We start from the raw sequence: 17,407 nt of genomic DNA, 5'->3' as shown, positions 1-17,407 counted from the left end.
TCGTTATGATGATGGAGCAACGTGGGTCGTTCAACGCAGTCAAAATTCTCAGCTAAAAAGCCGCGTCAGGTGCGCGATGCAGAAGCGACGAAAAAGCAGATTCTTGATGCGGCGGAAGCGGAGTTTGCCAGAAATGGACTTCAAGGGGCGCGGACAGAAGCGATCGCTAGAGGTGCAGATGTCACCACAGCGATGATTTACTACTATTTCCAGAGCAAGGAAGGACTATATGAAGCTGTTCTGCAACGTCCGGCGGTGGAGATGCACGAAGGGTTTGAGCAGCTAAATTTAGATCAGTTCCCACCAGAGGAGGCGTTGAAGGTGCTTGTCAAAGAAGCGATCGCTTATGAAGCTGCTCACCCGCACCGGGGGATGCTTTGGTTTCAAGAAGCAAACCAAAATCAGGGAAAGTATTTCAAACAGGGGAATTGGCAAGAAAATTTTAGCTATCTGATCAAGATTTTAGAGCGGGGGATGGCTGAAGGTTGTTTCCGTAAGATCGATCCATTTATCACCACTCTTCATATTATTGGGGTTTGTAATTTATACTTCAACGCTTACGAAAACATCAAGCATACTAGACCCGATTTGCAACTGCTGAGTCCAGAAATGATTGAGCAGCATACTCAAGCAGCAGTTAATTTTATTTTGGCTGGTGTGCGACGTACTGAAAATTAGGGATTGAATATCGGGAAACGCGATCTATTGATAAACCCAAGCGCTTAGGTTATACAGTAATCCGCTTTGATTTTTGAAATTATTTGCGTAGGCGGGGAGTAGGGAATAGGGAGTAGGGAATCAGGCTTTTCGAGGTGTACGGTGTTTATTCAAAAATCAAATAGGAATCTTATATCTGATAAAATAAGATATCTATACATCGGCTGACAATGCCATTGTTTCGGCTAACAATGCGATTGTTTTGGCTGACAATGCCATTGTTTTGGCTGACAATGCCATTGTTTCGGCTGACAATGCCATTGTTTCGGCTGACAATGCCATTGTTTCGGTTGACAATGCCATTGTTTCGGTTGACAATGCCATTGTTCCATCATGGCTGCTATTTCTGAAATCCGGCTTCCACCACACCAAACTAAATTAAGTTTTTTGAGCGGCTTTTGGCTGATACCACCCTTTTACTCTGCGATGCAGTGATATTCTTTAAAATAAATCTTTATATCTAAAGCTCAACAGTAATAACACGTAAGCTATAATCAAACAATTTATAATATTATATTTATATTGATGAATAGTCATTTCCTAAATGGACATTATCGAATACTAAAAGTTCTCAATGATGGTGAAAAGCGGAAAACGTATCTAGTTGAAGATGTTAATCTTCCTGACAGCCAATTTATAGTAAAGCAGTTACGTCCTCCTGGTAACAATCCTCAAACTTTAACAATCTTACGCCATTTGTTTGTAAGTCTTGCAGCAACTTTAGAAAAACTAGGACAGAAACACGAGAAAATTCAAAAGCTAATTGCTTATTTTGAAGAAAATGAAGAATTCTATGTAGTCCAAGAATTCATAGTCGGTAATCCTTTAACTGACGAAATTATTCAGGGACAACCTTTGAGGGAAGACCAAGTAATTAGTCTTTTATCAGATATATTAGAAATTTTAGTGATTGCACATAGCTATGGCGTGATTCATCGGGATATTAAACCAGCTAATATCATTCGCCGTGAATCAGACAAAAAGTTAGTTTTGGTTAATTTTGGTACTGTTAATGAAGCCATCACTAATACCGTTGACAATCTCGAATATATGCCTATAGAACAAGTTAACGGCAATCTCAAATACAACAGCGATATATATGCTTTAGGTATCGTTGCGATCGCAGCACTTCTAGGTTTATCTGGAAACGAAATATCTAATTTGCGAAGTCAGAAAAATCGGCTGACAGATGAAATCGTTTGGTATAACAAAAACCTAAAAATTAACAGGAAATTAGCAATAATTATTAATAGAATGGTGCGTTTTGACTATCGTAAGCGCTACCAGTATGCGACCGAAGTTTTAGACGACCTGAAAAAGATAACAAATGTTGATCGCGATCAGAAAAAACAGCATCAAAAAAAATTATTACTAATTCTGACTGGGGTAGTTGGGTGTATCACACTTGGTGTTGGAGCGTGGCAATTGAAGTTGCCAAAACCTCTAACAAATGCTCAACAGACATTATACCAACAGGGAGTTAATAAATATGATGCAAGAAACTATGAAGGAGCAGTTGAAGATTTTAATCAGGCGATTGAATTAGATCCAAAAAACGCCCTAGCTTATAATAAACGAGGCGATGCTTATTATCGATTAGGAGACTACGAGCAAGCACAAGCAGATTCTAGCCAAGCTATTTTGCTCAATCCTCAAGATGCTAATGCCTATTTTGATCGAGGATTTGCTTTGTCTGAATTAAGCAAGTACAAAGAAGCGATCGCAGACTATACCCAAGCGATTAAGTTAAATTCTCAGGATGCTTATGCTTACTATGGCCGGGGGTTAGCCCGTACTCAACTAAAGGATAATAAAGGGGCAATTGGAGATTTTAGCAAAGCGATCGCTCTCAAACCTCAGTATACCGAACCCTACTTGCAGCGAGGGATTATTCACCGTCGCATCAGACAAAGACTTGAAGCAATCCAAGATTTTGATACAGTAATTAAGATTAATCCTAGTGATGCTAAAGCTTATTATCAAAGGGGTTTAACTCAATCTATTAATAAGCAAAAATATGCAGCACTTAAAGATTATACGGACGCAATTAACATCAATCCTAAATACATAGAAGCCTATCTTAATCGTGGTGATGTTTACAGCGATCTGGGAGATAACCTCGAAGCTACTGAAGATTACAACACTATTTTACAGATTGATCCTAAATTTAGTGCAGCTTACATCCACAGAGGTACTCACCGCTTTTCTTTCGGAGATTATAAAGGCGCTATTGAAGATTATAGCGAAGCACTGAAACTAAATCCTAATGATTTAGCAGCTTATAACAACCGTGGTAACGCCTATCTCGAACTGGGAAATAAAAAAGCTGCAAATCAAGATTATTCACGAGCGATCGCAATTAATCCTAACAATGCCTTAGCCTACTATAACCGGGGCGTGATTCGCACCAAGCAGAAAAATAAACAGGGAGCGATCGCAGATTTCAGAAAAGCTGCAAAACTATTCCAACAGCAAGGAGAAAAAGATAGTTATCAAGATGCACAAAGAGAAATTGCAATTCTGCAAAATAAGTCAGCACCAGCGAAAGCTACCCGCCCTAAATCTGGTAAAAGAGGAAAAAATTGAGCTAGGGGATCTTCCAGGGTAAAATATCATTAATATCAAGTTCGAGTGATTACTTATATTGAAGAAGAATTCAGAAGTCAGAATTCAGGAGCGGAGCCGGAGACGCTCCGCCTCCGGTCAGAATCAATTAGTGGGGGATTCAAACCCGCCACTTTCTTGTTGACCACTAAATCTTCTCTTTCAGAGACGCTGCGCGAACGATTTAGTGGAGGTGCAAAAACGCCGTTTATTCATCCGCCAGTCACACAGAATTCAATTCTGAATTCTGGCTCCTGACTTCTGAATTCTGTTTTGATAAAATCTATCAATGTAGGTTGGGTTGAACGGGAGTGAAACCCAACATTAACAAGGATAAAATGTTGGGTTTCGTTCCTCAACCTAACCTGAATTTTGAATTTTGAATTATTATGTATCGTTGTAATCCAATAAATTATCGCTCAACATGAGTCATAGTGTTTTCTCACGACTCAATTAGGATGGCTATATGCTAACTCTCCTCACTTTTTATCCAGACAAACTGGAATTATTTACCAGTAATCATGTCGATACGGTACTGAAACAAATTGATAGTTCTCACAATATTTGGTTGCGCTGTATTCACTTCCGCGATCGGACTGGAACAGCCAAAATTATTAAGCACTTTGGTCTTAATTCATCTCGTGTTAATATGATTTTCAATTATTCCCCTGTCGGAGTTGATGAAGACGTAGAAGATTGTTTGTTTTACAGCTATGAAATATTAACTCCTCAAATAAAAAATCACGAGTTTGAGGTTGCTCGTGGCAATATTGTGCTGGGAAATAATTTTATTATCACCTTTGAAATTGCTGAATTAAAAGTTTTAAGCATTCTAGCTAATAATCTGCAAAAACGAACTACAGATATTGAAAACTTAGGAATTGACTATGTTTTCTATCTCATTTTTAAAGAGGTTTTGAATAATTACCATACTGTATTTGACTATATTTCTAGAAAACTTGATGATGTAGAAGATGAAGTTTTAGATAATTATGGTGATGAATTAACATATCAAAAAATTGCCACGATGAGGCAATCGACTCGTTCAGGACGCCGTAATTTTCAAAGCATAAAGTCACTGATAGCTATTATGGATCACGAAGATTTTCAATGGATCACCCAACCAGTGAAAGAACTATTCAATCAAGAATTAGTGCATCACGTTGATAAACTCTGGCAAGAATATCAAGCTTTGAGAGCCTGGATGTCAGAATTAATGGAAATTCAACGTGATAATATTGCTAGCAAAATTGGTGAACGAATTAATCGTTTGACTATCCTCTCAAGCGTGTTTTTACCAATCACTTTCCTGTCTGGTTTCTATGGCATGAACTTCAAATATATGCCGGAATTAGAGCAACCTTGGGCTTATCCTGCTGTGATCTGCGTGATGGCATTAATTGTAATTGGTAGTATTGTATATGCTAAAAAACAACGTTGGTTGTAACGTCTTTCAAGTTACAGACTATTGGTGGAATAGTAAAATTTACATCTCGTTTGGCATTCCTATAGCGGTTCTCGTTTACGTGAGGTACACCCGTAGGGACACAGCATTACTCATTGGTGTCAACTTAAGCTAAAAATCGCTTATCTGTTGGCTTCCACGCCCGCCCAGAAATGAATTTCAGCGGCTCATAGCTAAAGTCTACTGAAGTAGACTAAAGATTTTTCGGATTATTTAGTCATCAAAAGATGACTTTCGCTATTAGCAAGGAACTTCAGTTCCTTGCGGGACATGGCTTTTACGTTAAGTTGACACCAATGAGCATTACTGTGCCCCTACACCTTGCGATATAATATTGTACCGCATCTGGATGGGAACCGCTATATATGCTTTCTGTAAGTAGACTGAATCAACCCTAAATTGGTAAATAAACGTGAATCTCCCATTAATTATTCGTGCTGAAGAACACAACGAGAAAATAGCAATCGCTACCACGGATGGAGCATTTACCTATCAGGATTTGCTGCACAGTTCTAGTCAAATAGCAACAGTTCTTCTTAATAATGCAGAAGATTTACAGGAGCAGCGAATTGCCTTTCTCATCCCACCTGGGTTTGAGTATGTAGCCACTCAATGGGGAATTTGGCGTGCTGGTGGCATAGCTGTACCTCTGTGTATTTCCCACCCGCGACCAGAATTAGAGTATATCATTACCAATTCTGGCGCATCGATTATTGTTGCTCATCCCAATTTTGAAGGTATACTGCGATCGCTCGCCGAAGCACACAATTTGCGATTTATCCTCACCTCAGAAACGCTCCCATATAATGTTGGCCGCCTTCTGGAGGTAGATGTCACTAGACGCGCCTTAATTCTCTACACGAGCGGTACAACTGGTAAACCAAAGGGTGTGGTTACAACCCATCAAAATATTCAAGCGCAAGTGACTAGCTTAATTACCGCTTGGGAATGGACATCTAGCGATCGCATTTTACATATACTGCCACTACATCATATTCATGGGATTATTAACGTACTGACTTGTGCTTTATGGACTGGCGCAAAGTGTCATCTGTTGAGCAAGTTTGATGCCGAAACCGTTTGGAACCAAATTTGCGACGGTGACTTAACCCTATTCATGGCAGTACCAACAATTTATGTAAAACTAATTGCTGCTTGGGAAACTGCCTCTAAGGAACGCCAAAAAAGTATGTCAGCAGGCTGTGCTAAGATGCGCCTGATGGTTTCTGGCTCCGCAGCGTTACCAGTTCAAGTTTTAGAAAAGTGGCAAACCATCAGCGGCCATTTTCTGCTAGAGCGCTATGGGATGACTGAAATTGGGATGGCGTTATCGAACCCTTTACACGGTGAACGGTTGTCTGGATATGTGGGGAAGCCACTACCTGAAGTTGAAGTGAGATTAGTGGATGAGAGTGGAGAGTTAGTTCCAGCAGGGACACCAGGAGAGATTCAAGTTAAAGGCCCCGGAGTGTTTCTAGAATATTGGCAAAACCCCCAAGCAACCGCCAAAACCTTCCAAGATGGCTGGTTTTGTACTGGAGATACCGCCGTAGTTGAGAATGACAACTACCGCATTCTGGGCCGGATGAGTGTGGATATCATCAAAACGGGAGGGTATAAAGTTTCGGCTCTGGAAATTGAAGAAGTGCTGCGGGAGCATCCAGATATTCAGGAATGTGCAGTAGTTGGGGTTGCTGATTTAGAGTGGGGTGAACGGGTGTGTGCGGCGTTAGTATTGCAAGGGTCACAAGCTTTAACATTAGAATCTTTTAGGAGTTGGGCAAAAGAGCGATTGGCTGTCTATAAAGTGCCAACCCAAATTTTGACAGTTGCAGAATTACCGCGCAACGCTATGGGGAAAGTGACTAAGCCGACAGTGGTTGAGCTATTTCGAGCATAGCGATCGTAAGGTAAGCTTTCCTTGGGAACGCTGCGCGATTGGGATTTCGCGTCATTTGTCATTTGTCATTTGTCATTTGTATCTTTTTTTGACAAATGACGGCTCAGGGGGCGACTATCCTCCCATACATTGAAGTTCGGGGGCTTACAGCTATTTTCAGGTAAATAGACCACGCGGTAGGGGCACAGCATTGCTCATTGGTGTCAACTTAAGTTACAAATAGCAAAACTTTCGGCTTGACTCACCCGCCTAGAACTAAAGTTCTTTGGCTTTTAGCTAAAGTCTACTCAAGTAGACTAAAGATTTTTGGATATATATTTAGTCATCTGAAGATGACTTTTGCTATTAGCAAGGAACTTCAGTTCCTTGCGGGACATAGCTTTCGCGTTAAGTTGACACCAATGAGCTGGCTCGTGCCCCTACCGCGTGGGGTGGTCTATTTACCTGAAAATAGCTGTAAGTTGTTTTACGATGAACGCAATCAGCAAATGCGATCGCCGATATCACAAATGCGTACGCCGAAATAGCAAATGCGTACGCCGAAATAGCAAATGCGTACGCCGAAATCACGTTGATTTAAGCCTCTTAACCCGTCCAACGCAGTGGCTCCCCCATGCCCAACTTTCAAGACAAGTTTATTGTTGATTAGGACAAGGAACGTCTTTCACGAGATCAAATCTCAATTTATCATTTACAGTAACGATCGCACGAGTGGTAAGTTCTCTGCGATCGCCCGTCGCATCAAAACTAATCGGTAAGCCTTTGATAATCGCACTAGATGCTGCTACCCCAGGTAAAATTTCTGTCTCAGACAATTTCTGCTGAATATCCTGTCGAGTCACGGGTGAATTTGATAATTTAATAGCTTGCAACACCGCTTGAACAGCCTCATATGCTAAGGCTGTCCGTCGATTTAAATCACCGCCCCAGTATTCATTGATTTGTTTCGCAAACGCTGCTGCACCACATTGCTTTGGATGCCAATCAACTGCAAGGAATAAGCGATTTACTGTGGTATCTTTAGCCTGATTAATAAATTCTTGGAGGTATAGGGGATTTGCCCCTAAAACTGGTTTTTCTCTATTATTCAATTTGATGATATTGATTGCTTTTTGAAACGCTATAGTATCGTTAGTCTGCCCATCGGGCAATACTGCCAGAGCATCTGCATCTTTCACCTCCGGCGGAAGTTGACTAGTATCGAAGTTTGGATCAGATAAATCAAACGTAGCAATTACACCTCCCTTAAATGCTTTGATAACCTGAACAAACTGAGCAAACAAATCTTTGCTAAACGACTCTTTACTGTTGTAAAAAGCAACCACTTTTGGCTGAGGCTTTTTGAGAACATCGACTAAATACTGTACCAGACTATGGGCTTCTACTCGACTTGATGAAACAGTTCTAAAGAATACTTTATTGGGATCGCCACCGCAGTTTGGATTCGATTGGAGGTTAACAACGGTGCTGGTGGGAGAAATAAGCACAAGCTCTTTCGATGAATAAACCTTCAAAGCTGCACAGGTATTGGGAGAAGTGTAGTGCCCCACCACAGCGAGAATTTTGGCATCGTTGGAGAGGATTTCTGCAACCTGCTGGGCTTGAGCGGGGTTATTGCTATCGTTAGCAATAACCACTTGTAAGTTGATCTCCTGCTTGACAGCTATATCTTGCGCTTGAGCGACTCCAAATAGGATACCTAATCCGGCATCAAGATTCAATGGCGCGGTAACAGCAATGGTGTAAATTGGCAAATTCGGGTTTTGGGTATGCCGAATATTCACAAAAGCATTGTTACGATAAATCAGGATTTCCGGATCTTGTAGTGCTGCTAAAGCCTTTTGATAGCCACCTGGAGCATATTTATTTTGTTGTGCCTGACTACGGAGGTTATCAAAAATCGTCGCTGCATCTCCATAATTCTCTTTAGCAAATGCATCAATGCCTTGTTTTTTTAATGATAAATACGGTTCACTCAGTTGTACTTTGCTATTAGCAATTGAATGGCGACCAATGCTGATAAATTTCTCTAAATTCTCTACTTGATCTATGCAAATTGCCGGAAAAATCTGACAGGCAATTGGGCGAGCTACAGCGATGATTACAATCAAGGCAAAGGTAGCAAATCCAATAATAATGAAAGAATGACGACGGAAATAAGATCGCAAGCGGGACACTGGTGATGGGGGTGGCAGGGGAGTTGGGACAGGCCAAACTAACTCTGGCTGATTCGGATTCAGGCAAACAGTGGGTAGCCAAGATGCGGCTGGAAAAATGCTTTGTATAGATTCGAGGCGATCGCGAGCCTCACGCACTGCCAGACAAAGAGGTGTACCCTGAGAAAATTCCCTCAAAAAGTAGAGTAAGAATTGACAGGCAATCCGATCCGGCACAGGTTCCCGCATCACGATCACAGCTGGCACATTCAACCCTGTCAAAAAATCTGCAATCCCTAACCCATCACAGGAATTGAAGATTGCCAACTTTAAACCTCTCGTTACCGCTCTCCTTAAGCTTTGACGTAACGCATGTAAGGGTAACAAATTGCCCTGACTAATTTGGATCTGTCCACTTGTTCCCTGACTGGAACTATGTCCTGCAAAAAACAAGATATCCCAATCTTCATCAAATAACAGGCGAGATAGAGTTTCTTCACTCGGCTCTGATTGCCTAATAATTTCTGCTCCACGCTGTTCGAGGATCTTTAATGCTGCTTGATCTTGTTCTAGTTGTAAACCACCCTGAGAACTACCGAAAATGGCTAAAACTCTGACCGGTGCCTCTAAAGTGGCTACTTGAGGACGAAAGTTCGTGAACAAAGCAAACTCGCCATTGGGTAGGTTGGTAAATAAATCCCAGATATGCCAGGGTAGCCTACGCAGAAGTTCATTTTGGTTTTGATCTCGTGTCGGACATCTAATGATAATTGGCACAGATTGATCGGTTCTGACTCTGGTATTTGCCCGAATGCGATCGCGCAAACTGCTAAACGCTCTATCTTGAAACCATCTTCTACAATAGTCCTCTAGGCTTTGAGTTCTTTGTCTCCAATTTTCCAGATTGGCTACGTTCGTTACTTGTCCAGAAACCGCTTGCAGTTGACGACTGCCCTCTAGTGATATATTTTGCCACTCTTGATATAACTGCGGTATTTCCGGCGCAGCAGGAATAGGAGGCAAATCATCATCTTCTTGAATAATTTGACCATCTTCTAAAATCTGAAGCGACACAGAGAAACCGTCAACGAAGCTACCAGCACTGATTCGGAGAACGACAGCGACGTTTTCAGGAAGTTGAGGGCTAGAGGACGACTGCACCATAAACAACAGGGGGAGAGCGCCTGGAGGTAAAGAATTTATTCATTAGATAAGCACGATTAAGCTTGGCTATGCAAGAGAAAGTTAAACAATAAAACTTTCGGTAAAGCTAGCATCATTGAGAACTACACGGGCACTGAAGCGATCGCCTCCGTCCGCCGTAAATTTGAACTGCATATAATGATCTTGCTGTCGCGATTTCACTTCTTCAAAAAACGGATTTCCGGTTTCATCCAGCACGATCAGCTTTAATCCCAACGGCAGATGAGACAGTTGCCCCTGAGGATACACCCGCAGGAGAATTAACATCTTGCCATCTGACTTAGGCAAAATACCGACCATTAGTACTATAGGATGCCCGATCAGATAAATTCCTAAATCTTTGGCACTGATCACTGGACAGGCAGGATGTTGAGGATCTAGTTCCCATAAAAACTCAGCCGACTGCCAGCGAATTTCATCATTTTGAGTAGTTTGGAGCAGATTTACCAAAGCTTCCTGGGGATTTAGATGAACCGGAATGGATTGCACCAAATTAGAAGACTGTCCGCGATAGAGTTGTTCAACCCGTTGGCGAATGGGGTCGTCACCTCGTTGCAACTGTGGCTGATAAAGTTGTAAAATCTCTCCTTTGATAGTACTAAGTAACTCTTGGAGGGGTTGCCAATCAGGTTCAAATCTTCTTTTGAGCCATTGTCTGAGTTGAACCATTGGTTGTGGCGATCGCTCTAACGTCAAACGATCAAGCAATACATCGAGGGGTTGGAAATAGCTGCGTGGTACTTCCGGCACTGATACAGATTCCACAAATCCTAAAATTTGCCCTTCTTGGTAGGGTTCATCGAGTTCAATCATCACGTAGCCAAGGCGTTCTGACCACACTTCTTTAGGAACTTTGCATTTGCGATCGCTCCTTTGAAGCGAACGACACTCTAAAAAGCCTTGCAAACTGGGAATATATAAGTCTGCAATGTTTTCTAACAGGCGATCGAGGGGATTCCAACTATGACTGGCTTCTAAATCAGTATCAATGCCTAACAGTTGCAAATAACGCCCAGTTACTAACACAGCTAGCGTATTCCGATAAACTTGTTGCGATCGCTCTTGGGTTGGCTGTTGTTGGGCAAACTGGTAAGCCTGCTTGCGATCGGTTGCCGTAATCGGAATTGCGATCGGCATGAATTTTGCTGCGGTATCAATCATGATTAGTGTCAAAGAAAACGTCTAGAAACTTTTCGCAATCTTATTCAGGCAATAACTGCCTGAAAATACGGAAACATCGTGTCCGACAAAATCTCCTCAGCGCCGACGGTTCGACTCCATACTCTTGGGCGAGATCATTCCAAGAAAACTTCCCTGAATCGCGCAACACCTTCAAGATATGAATTAACAAGACCTGACAGTTGACATTTGGATGACTCTGCATTCGACAATTGATGAACAGATGCGGATTATTTCGCACTAACTCCAACCATTCTTGGATCGTTTCATGCCAACGATCCGGCTCTGGCGCAGGAGGATAAATCCACTCATTTTCTTCTTCATCTGCTGAAGGATTTAACTGTCTTCTCTCTTCCTTAGCTCTTTCTCGAATCACATCCTGAATCATTCCTTTGAGCCTTTGGTTAAACCAGGTGACAAAGCTTGCTAGTGCTGGTTTATACGTTTGACAAAGATGTTCCGTAAACCACACCCAGGTTCGTGATAGGGCTTCACTATAGACATCCGGTGATATCCCTCCACCATGCCAAATTAACTTAGAAGACCACATCATATGAATAATCAGCTTCTTTGCCTGATTGGGGTCATCAGTTTGACATGCTTGCTCAAATAGCCATTGTCGAGCAAGAATATCGTTCATGATTTCCCGGATCTGTTCTTGTTGCTGTAAGAGCCTGCTCCTTTCAATTGGATTATTTAAAGCAGCCTGAAGCAAGCCAATCAGAGGAGAGTTATTACACATAGAGGTCATCCAGACCCCATCAGTTTAGGTTTAAATATCATGACAGTACCTCCCCTTACTTGCTTAATAGGTTATCGAAGCCAGAGACTGAGGTAATTCAAATTATTTACAAAACTTTATTAGGAGATGCCCAAGCAGAGGATTTTTAGCTAACTCAGGAAAGGTAAAAGGGAGTGGGGAGTGGGGAGTGGGGAGTGGGGAGTGGGGGATGAAGGAGCAGGGGAGGCAGGGGGAGAATAACAAATGACTAATGACTAATGACAAAGGACAAATGACAAATGCCCCATGCCCCATGCCCAACTCACTTAACGCAATGATTCAATTTTTGGGGAGCCATCAGCTTTCATCCAAGCAATTTGGGCAATGCTGCGATCGCTTGCATATTGGCGAATAGCGTCTGCATCCCTTCCCCCCAAATCAATTTCTACCCGCACCAAATCAGTAGAATCTCTGAGTTTTTGCGCGTAGGTAAAGGCGGCAGCGTTAGCACTGGCCGTCTCTGCTACTACCAACCAGTCACTCGCTGGAGTCACTTGTGGTAATTGCTGAGTAGATAGCAGAACTTGGTATAAATCTTCGATACTTAATCCAAAACCAATTCCGGGAATGTTTTCTCCTTGGGGATGATATAGCCCCAAAAGCTGGTCGTAGCGACCACCACGCCCTAAAACTCTGGCTTGGGATTCGGTATCGTTGACAACTTCAAAGACGATACCCGTGTAGTAGTCTATGGTCTGGATGAGGCTGAGGTCGAGGATTAACGGAAATTTTTTCTCTGATTTCAGTAATTCTACTAGGGATTTGAGGTTATTCACTGCCTCTCGCTGTTCTTCGTCTAGATCCAAACTACTAACTTTTTGCAACACGTTTGCACTGGGGCCGCGCAAATCCAACATGGTTCGGGCGCGATCGCGTAGTTTGTCACTTAGGGGTAAAGTATCTATAGTAATGCGGTCAAGATGAGCGATCGCACTGCGAACTTTATCCTGTAAATTAGCAGGAAAAGCACTCAGGAGCGATCGGGTAATTCCCGCTTCACCTAAAATTAAATGCCATTCCTGCAACCCCAGTGCTGCTAAACAATCTGCTACTAACAGTAGTACTTCCGCATTCGCCAGCAATCCGCCAGCACCTAATAATTCCACCCCAGCTTGATAAAACTCTTGCTGGCGATTGTGTCTACTTTCCCAAGTGCGGCGAAACACATTAGCGTTGTAGTACAACCGTTGCGGATAAGTTGCATTTGCCATGCGAGTGACAACGGTGCGAGCAATAGATGCTGTTAATTCTGGACGTAGCCCTAATTCATCATCTTCGCCATTTTGTAGTTGAATCACCATCTGGCGCTGGATTGCTTCCCCCGCCATCAGAGTATCCATGCGCTCTAAAGTTGAGGTGATAATCCTGTGATATCCCCAACGGTGAAACACCTGCTGTAATCTATCTTCAATCCAGCGTTTTTTCTCCACATCCAAGGGCAATAAATCCCTGGCTCCTGCTGCTGGTTGATACACCATTATTTTTTCTTCCCACCAAACAAACCACCGAACAAACCACCACTACCAGATTTATCTGGTTGCTTATCTCCATTATTGGCGGATGAAGTCACCTTATGATCACTAGGTTGTTGTCCTAGAGCTCTATCTATTTTAGGTTTCCATTGTAGAGCCGCTTCGTCATTAGGGTCTAATTTGAGAGCATTGTCGAAGTGGATTTTTGCCATTTTTAGCTGATTTTGCTTCAAATACACCATTGCAATTAAGCTATGGCAGTGACTATTTTTAGGTTCTAGCTTCAGGGCATCCTGCAACTCGACTTTGGCTTGGGCAAATTGGTTTTTGTCAATCAAAGATTGAGCGCGACGAATATACTGTTCTACAATCGAGTCTTCTTTTGGTGGCGCTGGTGGTGGTGCTGGTGCTGGTGGTGTATTTTTTGGTGTATTTGACTGAGGCGTACCTGACTCGACTTTGGGTTGAGCAGGTGGCCGCGGCGCTGCGGATGGTTTGCTTGTACTCCGCATTAAATACACTAAATTCAACTCACTAACTTGGGCAATGACTTGCAGCGCTTGCTCTAAAGAATCATATTGGCTTTCGCCGATTTTAGCGATCGCACTTTTATAGAAATGATCCAGATTAGGCGTCTGGGCTAACTGTCTAGCCAACTCGGTGTTGAGAGTTATCGAAGTAGATTCTTGTATCAGGCGCTTGCCAATTTGCGACAAAATTAAAATATATTCCGTGCGAGTGCGATCGCCACACAGTTTTTCGTAAGCTGGGTTAACCAGTTTTGATAACAATTCGTTCCCTAGCTCTTTTTGACTAGCATTTTCAGTAAAATTACTGTCCGGGTGTAAGCGTCGGGCGATTTTGAGATAGCGTTTGCGAATTTCTTTGACATCCGCATCTACTGGAACGCATAAAACTGCGTGATGATCTATGAAATCATATTTAAATAGTCCACGATCTATTTTGAAAGACATATAGAGGTTTTGCACCAAAGCAGCAGTTAGATTCTTTTTAGTTTACCCAAAGTCGAGAGGAAAGCTCCCACCAGCTAAACCCATGCTGACAGTGGTGGAACCTGTAAAAGTTCGCTACTGAGGGAGTCGTGAATATAACCATTTGTGGCAAGAATTCTACCTGACTCAATTTTGACGGGAGTACCATCGTAGGCGGTGACTTTGCCCCCAGCCTCTTGTAACAAAATTATCCCAGCGGCAATATCCCAAGGAGAAAGCCCTCGTTCCCAGTAACCATCGACACGTCCACAAGCAACATACGCCAAATCTAGCGATGCGGAACCGCTACGTCTGACTCCTTGAGTTAGATGAGTGAGGTGACTAAATTCTGCGTAGTTGTTATCAGAGGTTTCGCGGCGATCATAAGCAAATCCTGTCACTAGTAAGCTTTTACTCAGTTCAGATGTTACCGAAACTTTAATGGGGCGACGGTTACGGGTTGCTCCTAAGGCAGCAGCAGCACGGAATAGCTCATTATGGAAAGGGTCATAAATTACACCAAGTTGCGGAATGCCATTAATTAACAGTCCAATAGAAACAGCAAAAAATGGGTATTGATGAGCGTAGTTGGTTGTGCCATCTAGGGGATCTATTGCCCAAAGGTATTCATTCTCTTGATTACCTAATTTCCCTGATTCTTCAGCAAGGATAGAGTGATGGGGAAAGTGGCGGCGCAAAATTTCTAAAATCACCTCTTCTGAGGCTTTATCAGCAGCAGTGACTAAATCACCAGAGCGACCTTTTTCAATAATTGCGTCTTCTAATTTACCTAAATAACCTTGCAAAACGACACCAGCAGCTAAGGCCGCTTCAGTAGCAATATCTAGAACACTTTGTAGATTAGTCATTTGTCATTGGGCATTGGGCATTGGGCATTGGGCATGGGGCATTGGGCATTGGGGATTGGGCAAGGTGACAAGGGGAGTTTTTACACTTGTTCACGAGTATCAAAAGCTCATTAATGGAGTTCAAAGGCTCATTAATGGAGTTCAAAGACTCATTAATGGAGTTCAAAGGCTCATTAATGGAGTTCAAAGACTCATTAATGGAGTTCAAAGGCTCATTAATGGAGTTCAAAGGCTCATTAATGGAGTTCAAAGACTCATTAATGGAGTTCAAAGACTCATTAATGGAGTTCAAAGACTCATTAATGGAGTTCAAAGGCTCATTGTTGCATTCTAAAATATACCCCTCCCCTTGTCCCCTTGTCTCCTTGTCTCTCCTACTCCCCCTGCTCCCCCTGCTCCCTCATCTCCCTCATCTCCCTCATCCCCCCACTCCCCACTCCCCACTCCCCACTCCCCATTCTTCAAAGATTTTGACGGCGAAACTCGGCGGGAGTGAGGCGCATGGATTTTTCTGGGTTCCAGATTCCTTGGCCCATGAGTCTAGCCCATTGTTGGGCACGTTCTAAACGCTGGTCATATTTGTGGTTAGGCGATCGCTCAACAAACATTGCATTCCCTTGTTTCACTAATTCCTCATTCAACAACACCTTATTTTTCCACACATAAGCTAGAGTTCGCCCGATCTTATCTTTTGTTTCTAAATCAAACTCCAGCGTTACCGATTGTTCTGCACCACCAATTAGATTCTCTAACTGTTCTTTTGCTGCTTCCCCCCAAGGTCGCTGTCGCAAATCTGGTGCATCAATGCCAACTAACCGCACTTGGGAAATCAAATTTGGTTGTTCAGCCATGCCTACCACTTCCAAACTTTGCCCACTAACTATCCGTGCTACTTTTACCTGAGCCTCATTCTTTGGCAGTTGGTTTTTACCTTGGCAACTCACCAAGAGCAATAAGCAACCCAAAATAGCTATTTTTCGCACCCAATCACTAAGACTCACAACCATTACAAATTCGGTGATTTTGAATTGTTTATCGAACAGAATAGAGGCGTCAGTCGTCAGGAGTCAGAATTGATTCTGAATTCTGTATGACTGGTGGATAGCGCAGCGTTAGCGAGTCTGAATCCCCAACTGGTTGATTCTGAATTCTGAATTCTTCTTCAATCCTCATCTAAGGGTAAACCCGCCTTAACTTTCCCCCTAGCAAAATAGCGGCCAAACTGGAGTTCATAGACTTCATCTTCGTCTTGCGTCTCCACCTCCAAGTCAGAACGGGGGTAACTCACACACAACAAGGCATAACCTTGCCGACGTAAATCTGGCGACAATCCGATCGCCTCCGGTTGGTAAATTTCTCCCGATAAAACTCTCACCGCACAAGTGGTGCAAGCCCCGTTACGGCAAGAAAACGGCAGTTCTACCCCTTGTTTTTCGCCAGTGTGCAGGATGTAGCGGTCTTCTGGGACTTGTAGGGTGTGGGTTTTGCCAGTGGCGCGATCGCTAACTCTAATTGTGTATGTACGGGACATCTGGATTTGTGTTTTGGAATTGAGACTTTCAGATTAAATCTAAAATATCTTTCTTTATCTTTGCATTTTCTGGGATTCTATAGTATAATCGTAACTTGTGGCACCTGGAGAGGTGGCCGAGTGGTTTAAGGCGCAGACCTGGAAAGTCTGTTTAGGGAAACTTAACGGGGGTTCGAATCCCCCCCTCTCCGTTCTCAAACCTAGTCTAAATATATAGTTTGAACCAAACTTGTACAAATAGTCAGGTTAAATAAATAGCAGGATATTGCCAAATATATCCCAATACGGTTCAGTTAAGGATAATCGTAGGTTGGGTTGAACTTTAGTGTTATCCAACAAACCACCGAAAATGTTGGGTTTCGTTCCTCAAACGCCACTTGCTTCAAGTCGGGAAACCGCAAGGGCGCAGTGCATTGGTGTCAACTTAACGTAAAAGTCATGTCCCGCAAGGAACTGAAGTTCCTTGCTAATAGCGGAAGTCATCTGAAGATGACTAAATATAGCCAAAAATTTTTAGTCTACTTCAGTAGACTTTAGC

The 17,407-nt window shown here is 42.7% G+C and carries 17 protein-coding genes and 1 tRNA gene; 7 read left to right on the top strand and 11 right to left on the bottom strand.

The window, feature by feature from the left end; genetic code table 11:
• Positions 1 to 21 precede the first annotated feature (21 nt).
• Positions 22 to 678 carry a TetR/AcrR family transcriptional regulator gene (locus LC574_RS00090; RefSeq protein WP_229450930.1) on the top strand — a complete coding sequence of 219 codons (657 nt, stop codon included), beginning with the start codon at positions 22 to 24 and terminating at the stop codon, positions 676 to 678.
• Between the two features lie 192 nt (positions 679 to 870).
• Here LC574_RS00090 and LC574_RS00085 read toward each other — a convergent pair whose 3' ends face one another.
• Entirely contained in the window at positions 871 to 1,035 is a 165-nt protein-coding gene (locus tag LC574_RS00085; protein WP_229450929.1) for a hypothetical protein, read from the bottom strand.
• A gap of 207 nt (positions 1,036 to 1,242) precedes the next feature.
• Between LC574_RS00085 and LC574_RS00080 the strand changes: the two genes are divergently transcribed.
• The 5 genes from LC574_RS00080 (at position 1,243) to LC574_RS00060 (ending at position 7,213) form a co-directional block, all read left to right on the top strand.
• Positions 1,243 to 3,303, top strand: a complete 2,061-nt coding sequence (locus tag LC574_RS00080; protein WP_229450928.1) for a serine/threonine-protein kinase — start codon at positions 1,243 to 1,245, stop codon at positions 3,301 to 3,303.
• Between the two features lie 45 nt (positions 3,304 to 3,348).
• Positions 3,349 to 3,579, top strand: a complete 231-nt coding sequence (locus tag LC574_RS00075; RefSeq protein ID WP_229450927.1) for a hypothetical protein — start codon at positions 3,349 to 3,351, stop codon at positions 3,577 to 3,579.
• Positions 3,580 to 3,787: 208 nt separating this feature from the next.
• Positions 3,788 to 4,768: a magnesium transporter CorA family protein gene (locus LC574_RS00070; RefSeq protein WP_229450926.1), complete on the top strand. Its 981-nt coding sequence runs from the start codon at positions 3,788 to 3,790 to the stop codon at positions 4,766 to 4,768.
• Positions 4,769 to 5,198: 430 nt separating this feature from the next.
• Complete coding sequence (locus LC574_RS00065; RefSeq protein WP_229450925.1) at positions 5,199 to 6,686, top strand: acyl-CoA synthetase; 1,488 nt, start codon at positions 5,199 to 5,201, stop codon at positions 6,684 to 6,686.
• Positions 6,687 to 7,018: 332 nt separating this feature from the next.
• Positions 7,019 to 7,213: a hypothetical protein gene (locus tag LC574_RS00060; RefSeq protein WP_229450924.1), complete on the top strand. Its 195-nt coding sequence runs from the start codon at positions 7,019 to 7,021 to the stop codon at positions 7,211 to 7,213.
• A gap of 108 nt (positions 7,214 to 7,321) precedes the next feature.
• Here LC574_RS00060 and LC574_RS00055 read toward each other — a convergent pair whose 3' ends face one another.
• The 10 genes from LC574_RS00055 to LC574_RS00010 form a co-directional block, all read right to left on the bottom strand.
• Entirely contained in the window at positions 7,322 to 10,006 is a 2,685-nt protein-coding gene (locus LC574_RS00055; RefSeq protein ID WP_229450923.1) for an ABC transporter substrate-binding protein, read from the bottom strand.
• 81 nt (positions 10,007 to 10,087) lie between these two features.
• Positions 10,088 to 11,206: a DUF1822 family protein gene (locus LC574_RS00050; protein ID WP_229450922.1), complete on the bottom strand. Its 1,119-nt coding sequence runs from the start codon at positions 11,204 to 11,206 to the stop codon at positions 10,088 to 10,090.
• A 40-nt stretch (positions 11,207 to 11,246) separates the two neighbouring features.
• On the bottom strand, positions 11,247 to 11,966 hold the full coding sequence (locus LC574_RS00045) for a hypothetical protein (RefSeq protein ID WP_229450921.1): 720 nt from the start codon (positions 11,964 to 11,966) through the stop codon (positions 11,247 to 11,249).
• 102 nt (positions 11,967 to 12,068) lie between these two features.
• The gene (locus tag LC574_RS00040; protein ID WP_229450920.1) at positions 12,069 to 12,260 is read right to left on the bottom strand and encodes a hypothetical protein; all 192 of its coding nucleotides are present in this window, start codon (positions 12,258 to 12,260) and stop codon (positions 12,069 to 12,071) included.
• A gap of 11 nt (positions 12,261 to 12,271) precedes the next feature.
• Complete coding sequence (locus LC574_RS00035) at positions 12,272 to 13,483, bottom strand: ATP phosphoribosyltransferase regulatory subunit (protein ID WP_229450919.1); 1,212 nt, start codon at positions 13,481 to 13,483, stop codon at positions 12,272 to 12,274.
• Complete coding sequence (locus LC574_RS00030; RefSeq protein ID WP_229450918.1) at positions 13,483 to 14,451, bottom strand: J domain-containing protein; 969 nt, start codon at positions 14,449 to 14,451, stop codon at positions 13,483 to 13,485. The genes LC574_RS00035 and LC574_RS00030 overlap by 1 nt, the downstream gene beginning before the upstream one ends.
• Positions 14,452 to 14,525: 74 nt before the next feature.
• On the bottom strand, positions 14,526 to 15,338 hold the full coding sequence (locus tag LC574_RS00025; protein ID WP_229450917.1) for an inositol monophosphatase family protein: 813 nt from the start codon (positions 15,336 to 15,338) through the stop codon (positions 14,526 to 14,528).
• Positions 15,331 to 15,651: a hypothetical protein gene (locus LC574_RS00020; protein ID WP_229450916.1), complete on the bottom strand. Its 321-nt coding sequence runs from the start codon at positions 15,649 to 15,651 to the stop codon at positions 15,331 to 15,333. The genes LC574_RS00025 and LC574_RS00020 overlap by 8 nt, the downstream gene beginning before the upstream one ends.
• A gap of 148 nt (positions 15,652 to 15,799) precedes the next feature.
• Positions 15,800 to 16,345 carry a thermonuclease family protein gene (locus LC574_RS00015; protein ID WP_229450915.1) on the bottom strand — a complete coding sequence of 182 codons (546 nt, stop codon included), beginning with the start codon at positions 16,343 to 16,345 and terminating at the stop codon, positions 15,800 to 15,802.
• A gap of 155 nt (positions 16,346 to 16,500) precedes the next feature.
• Entirely contained in the window at positions 16,501 to 16,869 is a 369-nt protein-coding gene (locus LC574_RS00010) for a 2Fe-2S iron-sulfur cluster-binding protein (RefSeq protein ID WP_229450914.1), read from the bottom strand.
• A 106-nt stretch (positions 16,870 to 16,975) separates the two neighbouring features.
• On the opposite strand from LC574_RS00010, the gene LC574_RS00005 reads away from it, so the two are divergent.
• Positions 16,976 to 17,060, top strand: a tRNA-Ser gene (locus LC574_RS00005).
• The last annotated feature ends 347 nt before the right edge of the window (positions 17,061 to 17,407 follow it).

Source organism: Nostoc sp. CHAB 5715 (assembly GCF_020829685.1).
Taxonomy (GTDB): Bacteria; Cyanobacteriota; Cyanobacteriia; order Cyanobacteriales; family Nostocaceae; genus Nostoc.
This window is presented reverse-complemented; position numbering and strand designations above follow the sequence as displayed.

Excerpts from the sequence above, each read along its gene's own strand:
- LC574_RS00015 (WP_229450915.1), bottom strand. The coding sequence starts at position 16,345 with ATGGTTGTGAGTCTTAGTGATTGGGTGCGAAAAATAGCTATTTTGGGT.
- LC574_RS00055 (WP_229450923.1), bottom strand. The coding sequence starts at position 10,006 with ATGGTGCAGTCGTCCTCTAGCCCTCAACTTCCTGAAAACGTCGCTGTC.
- LC574_RS00035 (WP_229450919.1), bottom strand. The coding sequence starts at position 13,483 with ATGGTGTATCAACCAGCAGCAGGAGCCAGGGATTTATTGCCCTTGGAT.
- LC574_RS00030 (WP_229450918.1), bottom strand. The coding sequence starts at position 14,451 with ATGTCTTTCAAAATAGATCGTGGACTATTTAAATATGATTTCATAGAT.
- LC574_RS00080 (WP_229450928.1), top strand. The coding sequence starts at position 1,243 with ATGAATAGTCATTTCCTAAATGGACATTATCGAATACTAAAAGTTCTC.
- LC574_RS00010 (WP_229450914.1), bottom strand. The coding sequence starts at position 16,869 with ATGTCCCGTACATACACAATTAGAGTTAGCGATCGCGCCACTGGCAAA.
- LC574_RS00045 (WP_229450921.1), bottom strand. The coding sequence starts at position 11,966 with ATGTGTAATAACTCTCCTCTGATTGGCTTGCTTCAGGCTGCTTTAAAT.
- LC574_RS00060 (WP_229450924.1), top strand. The coding sequence starts at position 7,019 with ATGACTTTTGCTATTAGCAAGGAACTTCAGTTCCTTGCGGGACATAGC.
- LC574_RS00040 (WP_229450920.1), bottom strand. The coding sequence starts at position 12,260 with ATGGGGCATGGGGCATTTGTCATTTGTCCTTTGTCATTAGTCATTAGT.
- LC574_RS00070 (WP_229450926.1), top strand. The coding sequence starts at position 3,788 with ATGCTAACTCTCCTCACTTTTTATCCAGACAAACTGGAATTATTTACC.
- LC574_RS00050 (WP_229450922.1), bottom strand. The coding sequence starts at position 11,206 with ATGATTGATACCGCAGCAAAATTCATGCCGATCGCAATTCCGATTACG.
- LC574_RS00025 (WP_229450917.1), bottom strand. The coding sequence starts at position 15,338 with ATGACTAATCTACAAAGTGTTCTAGATATTGCTACTGAAGCGGCCTTA.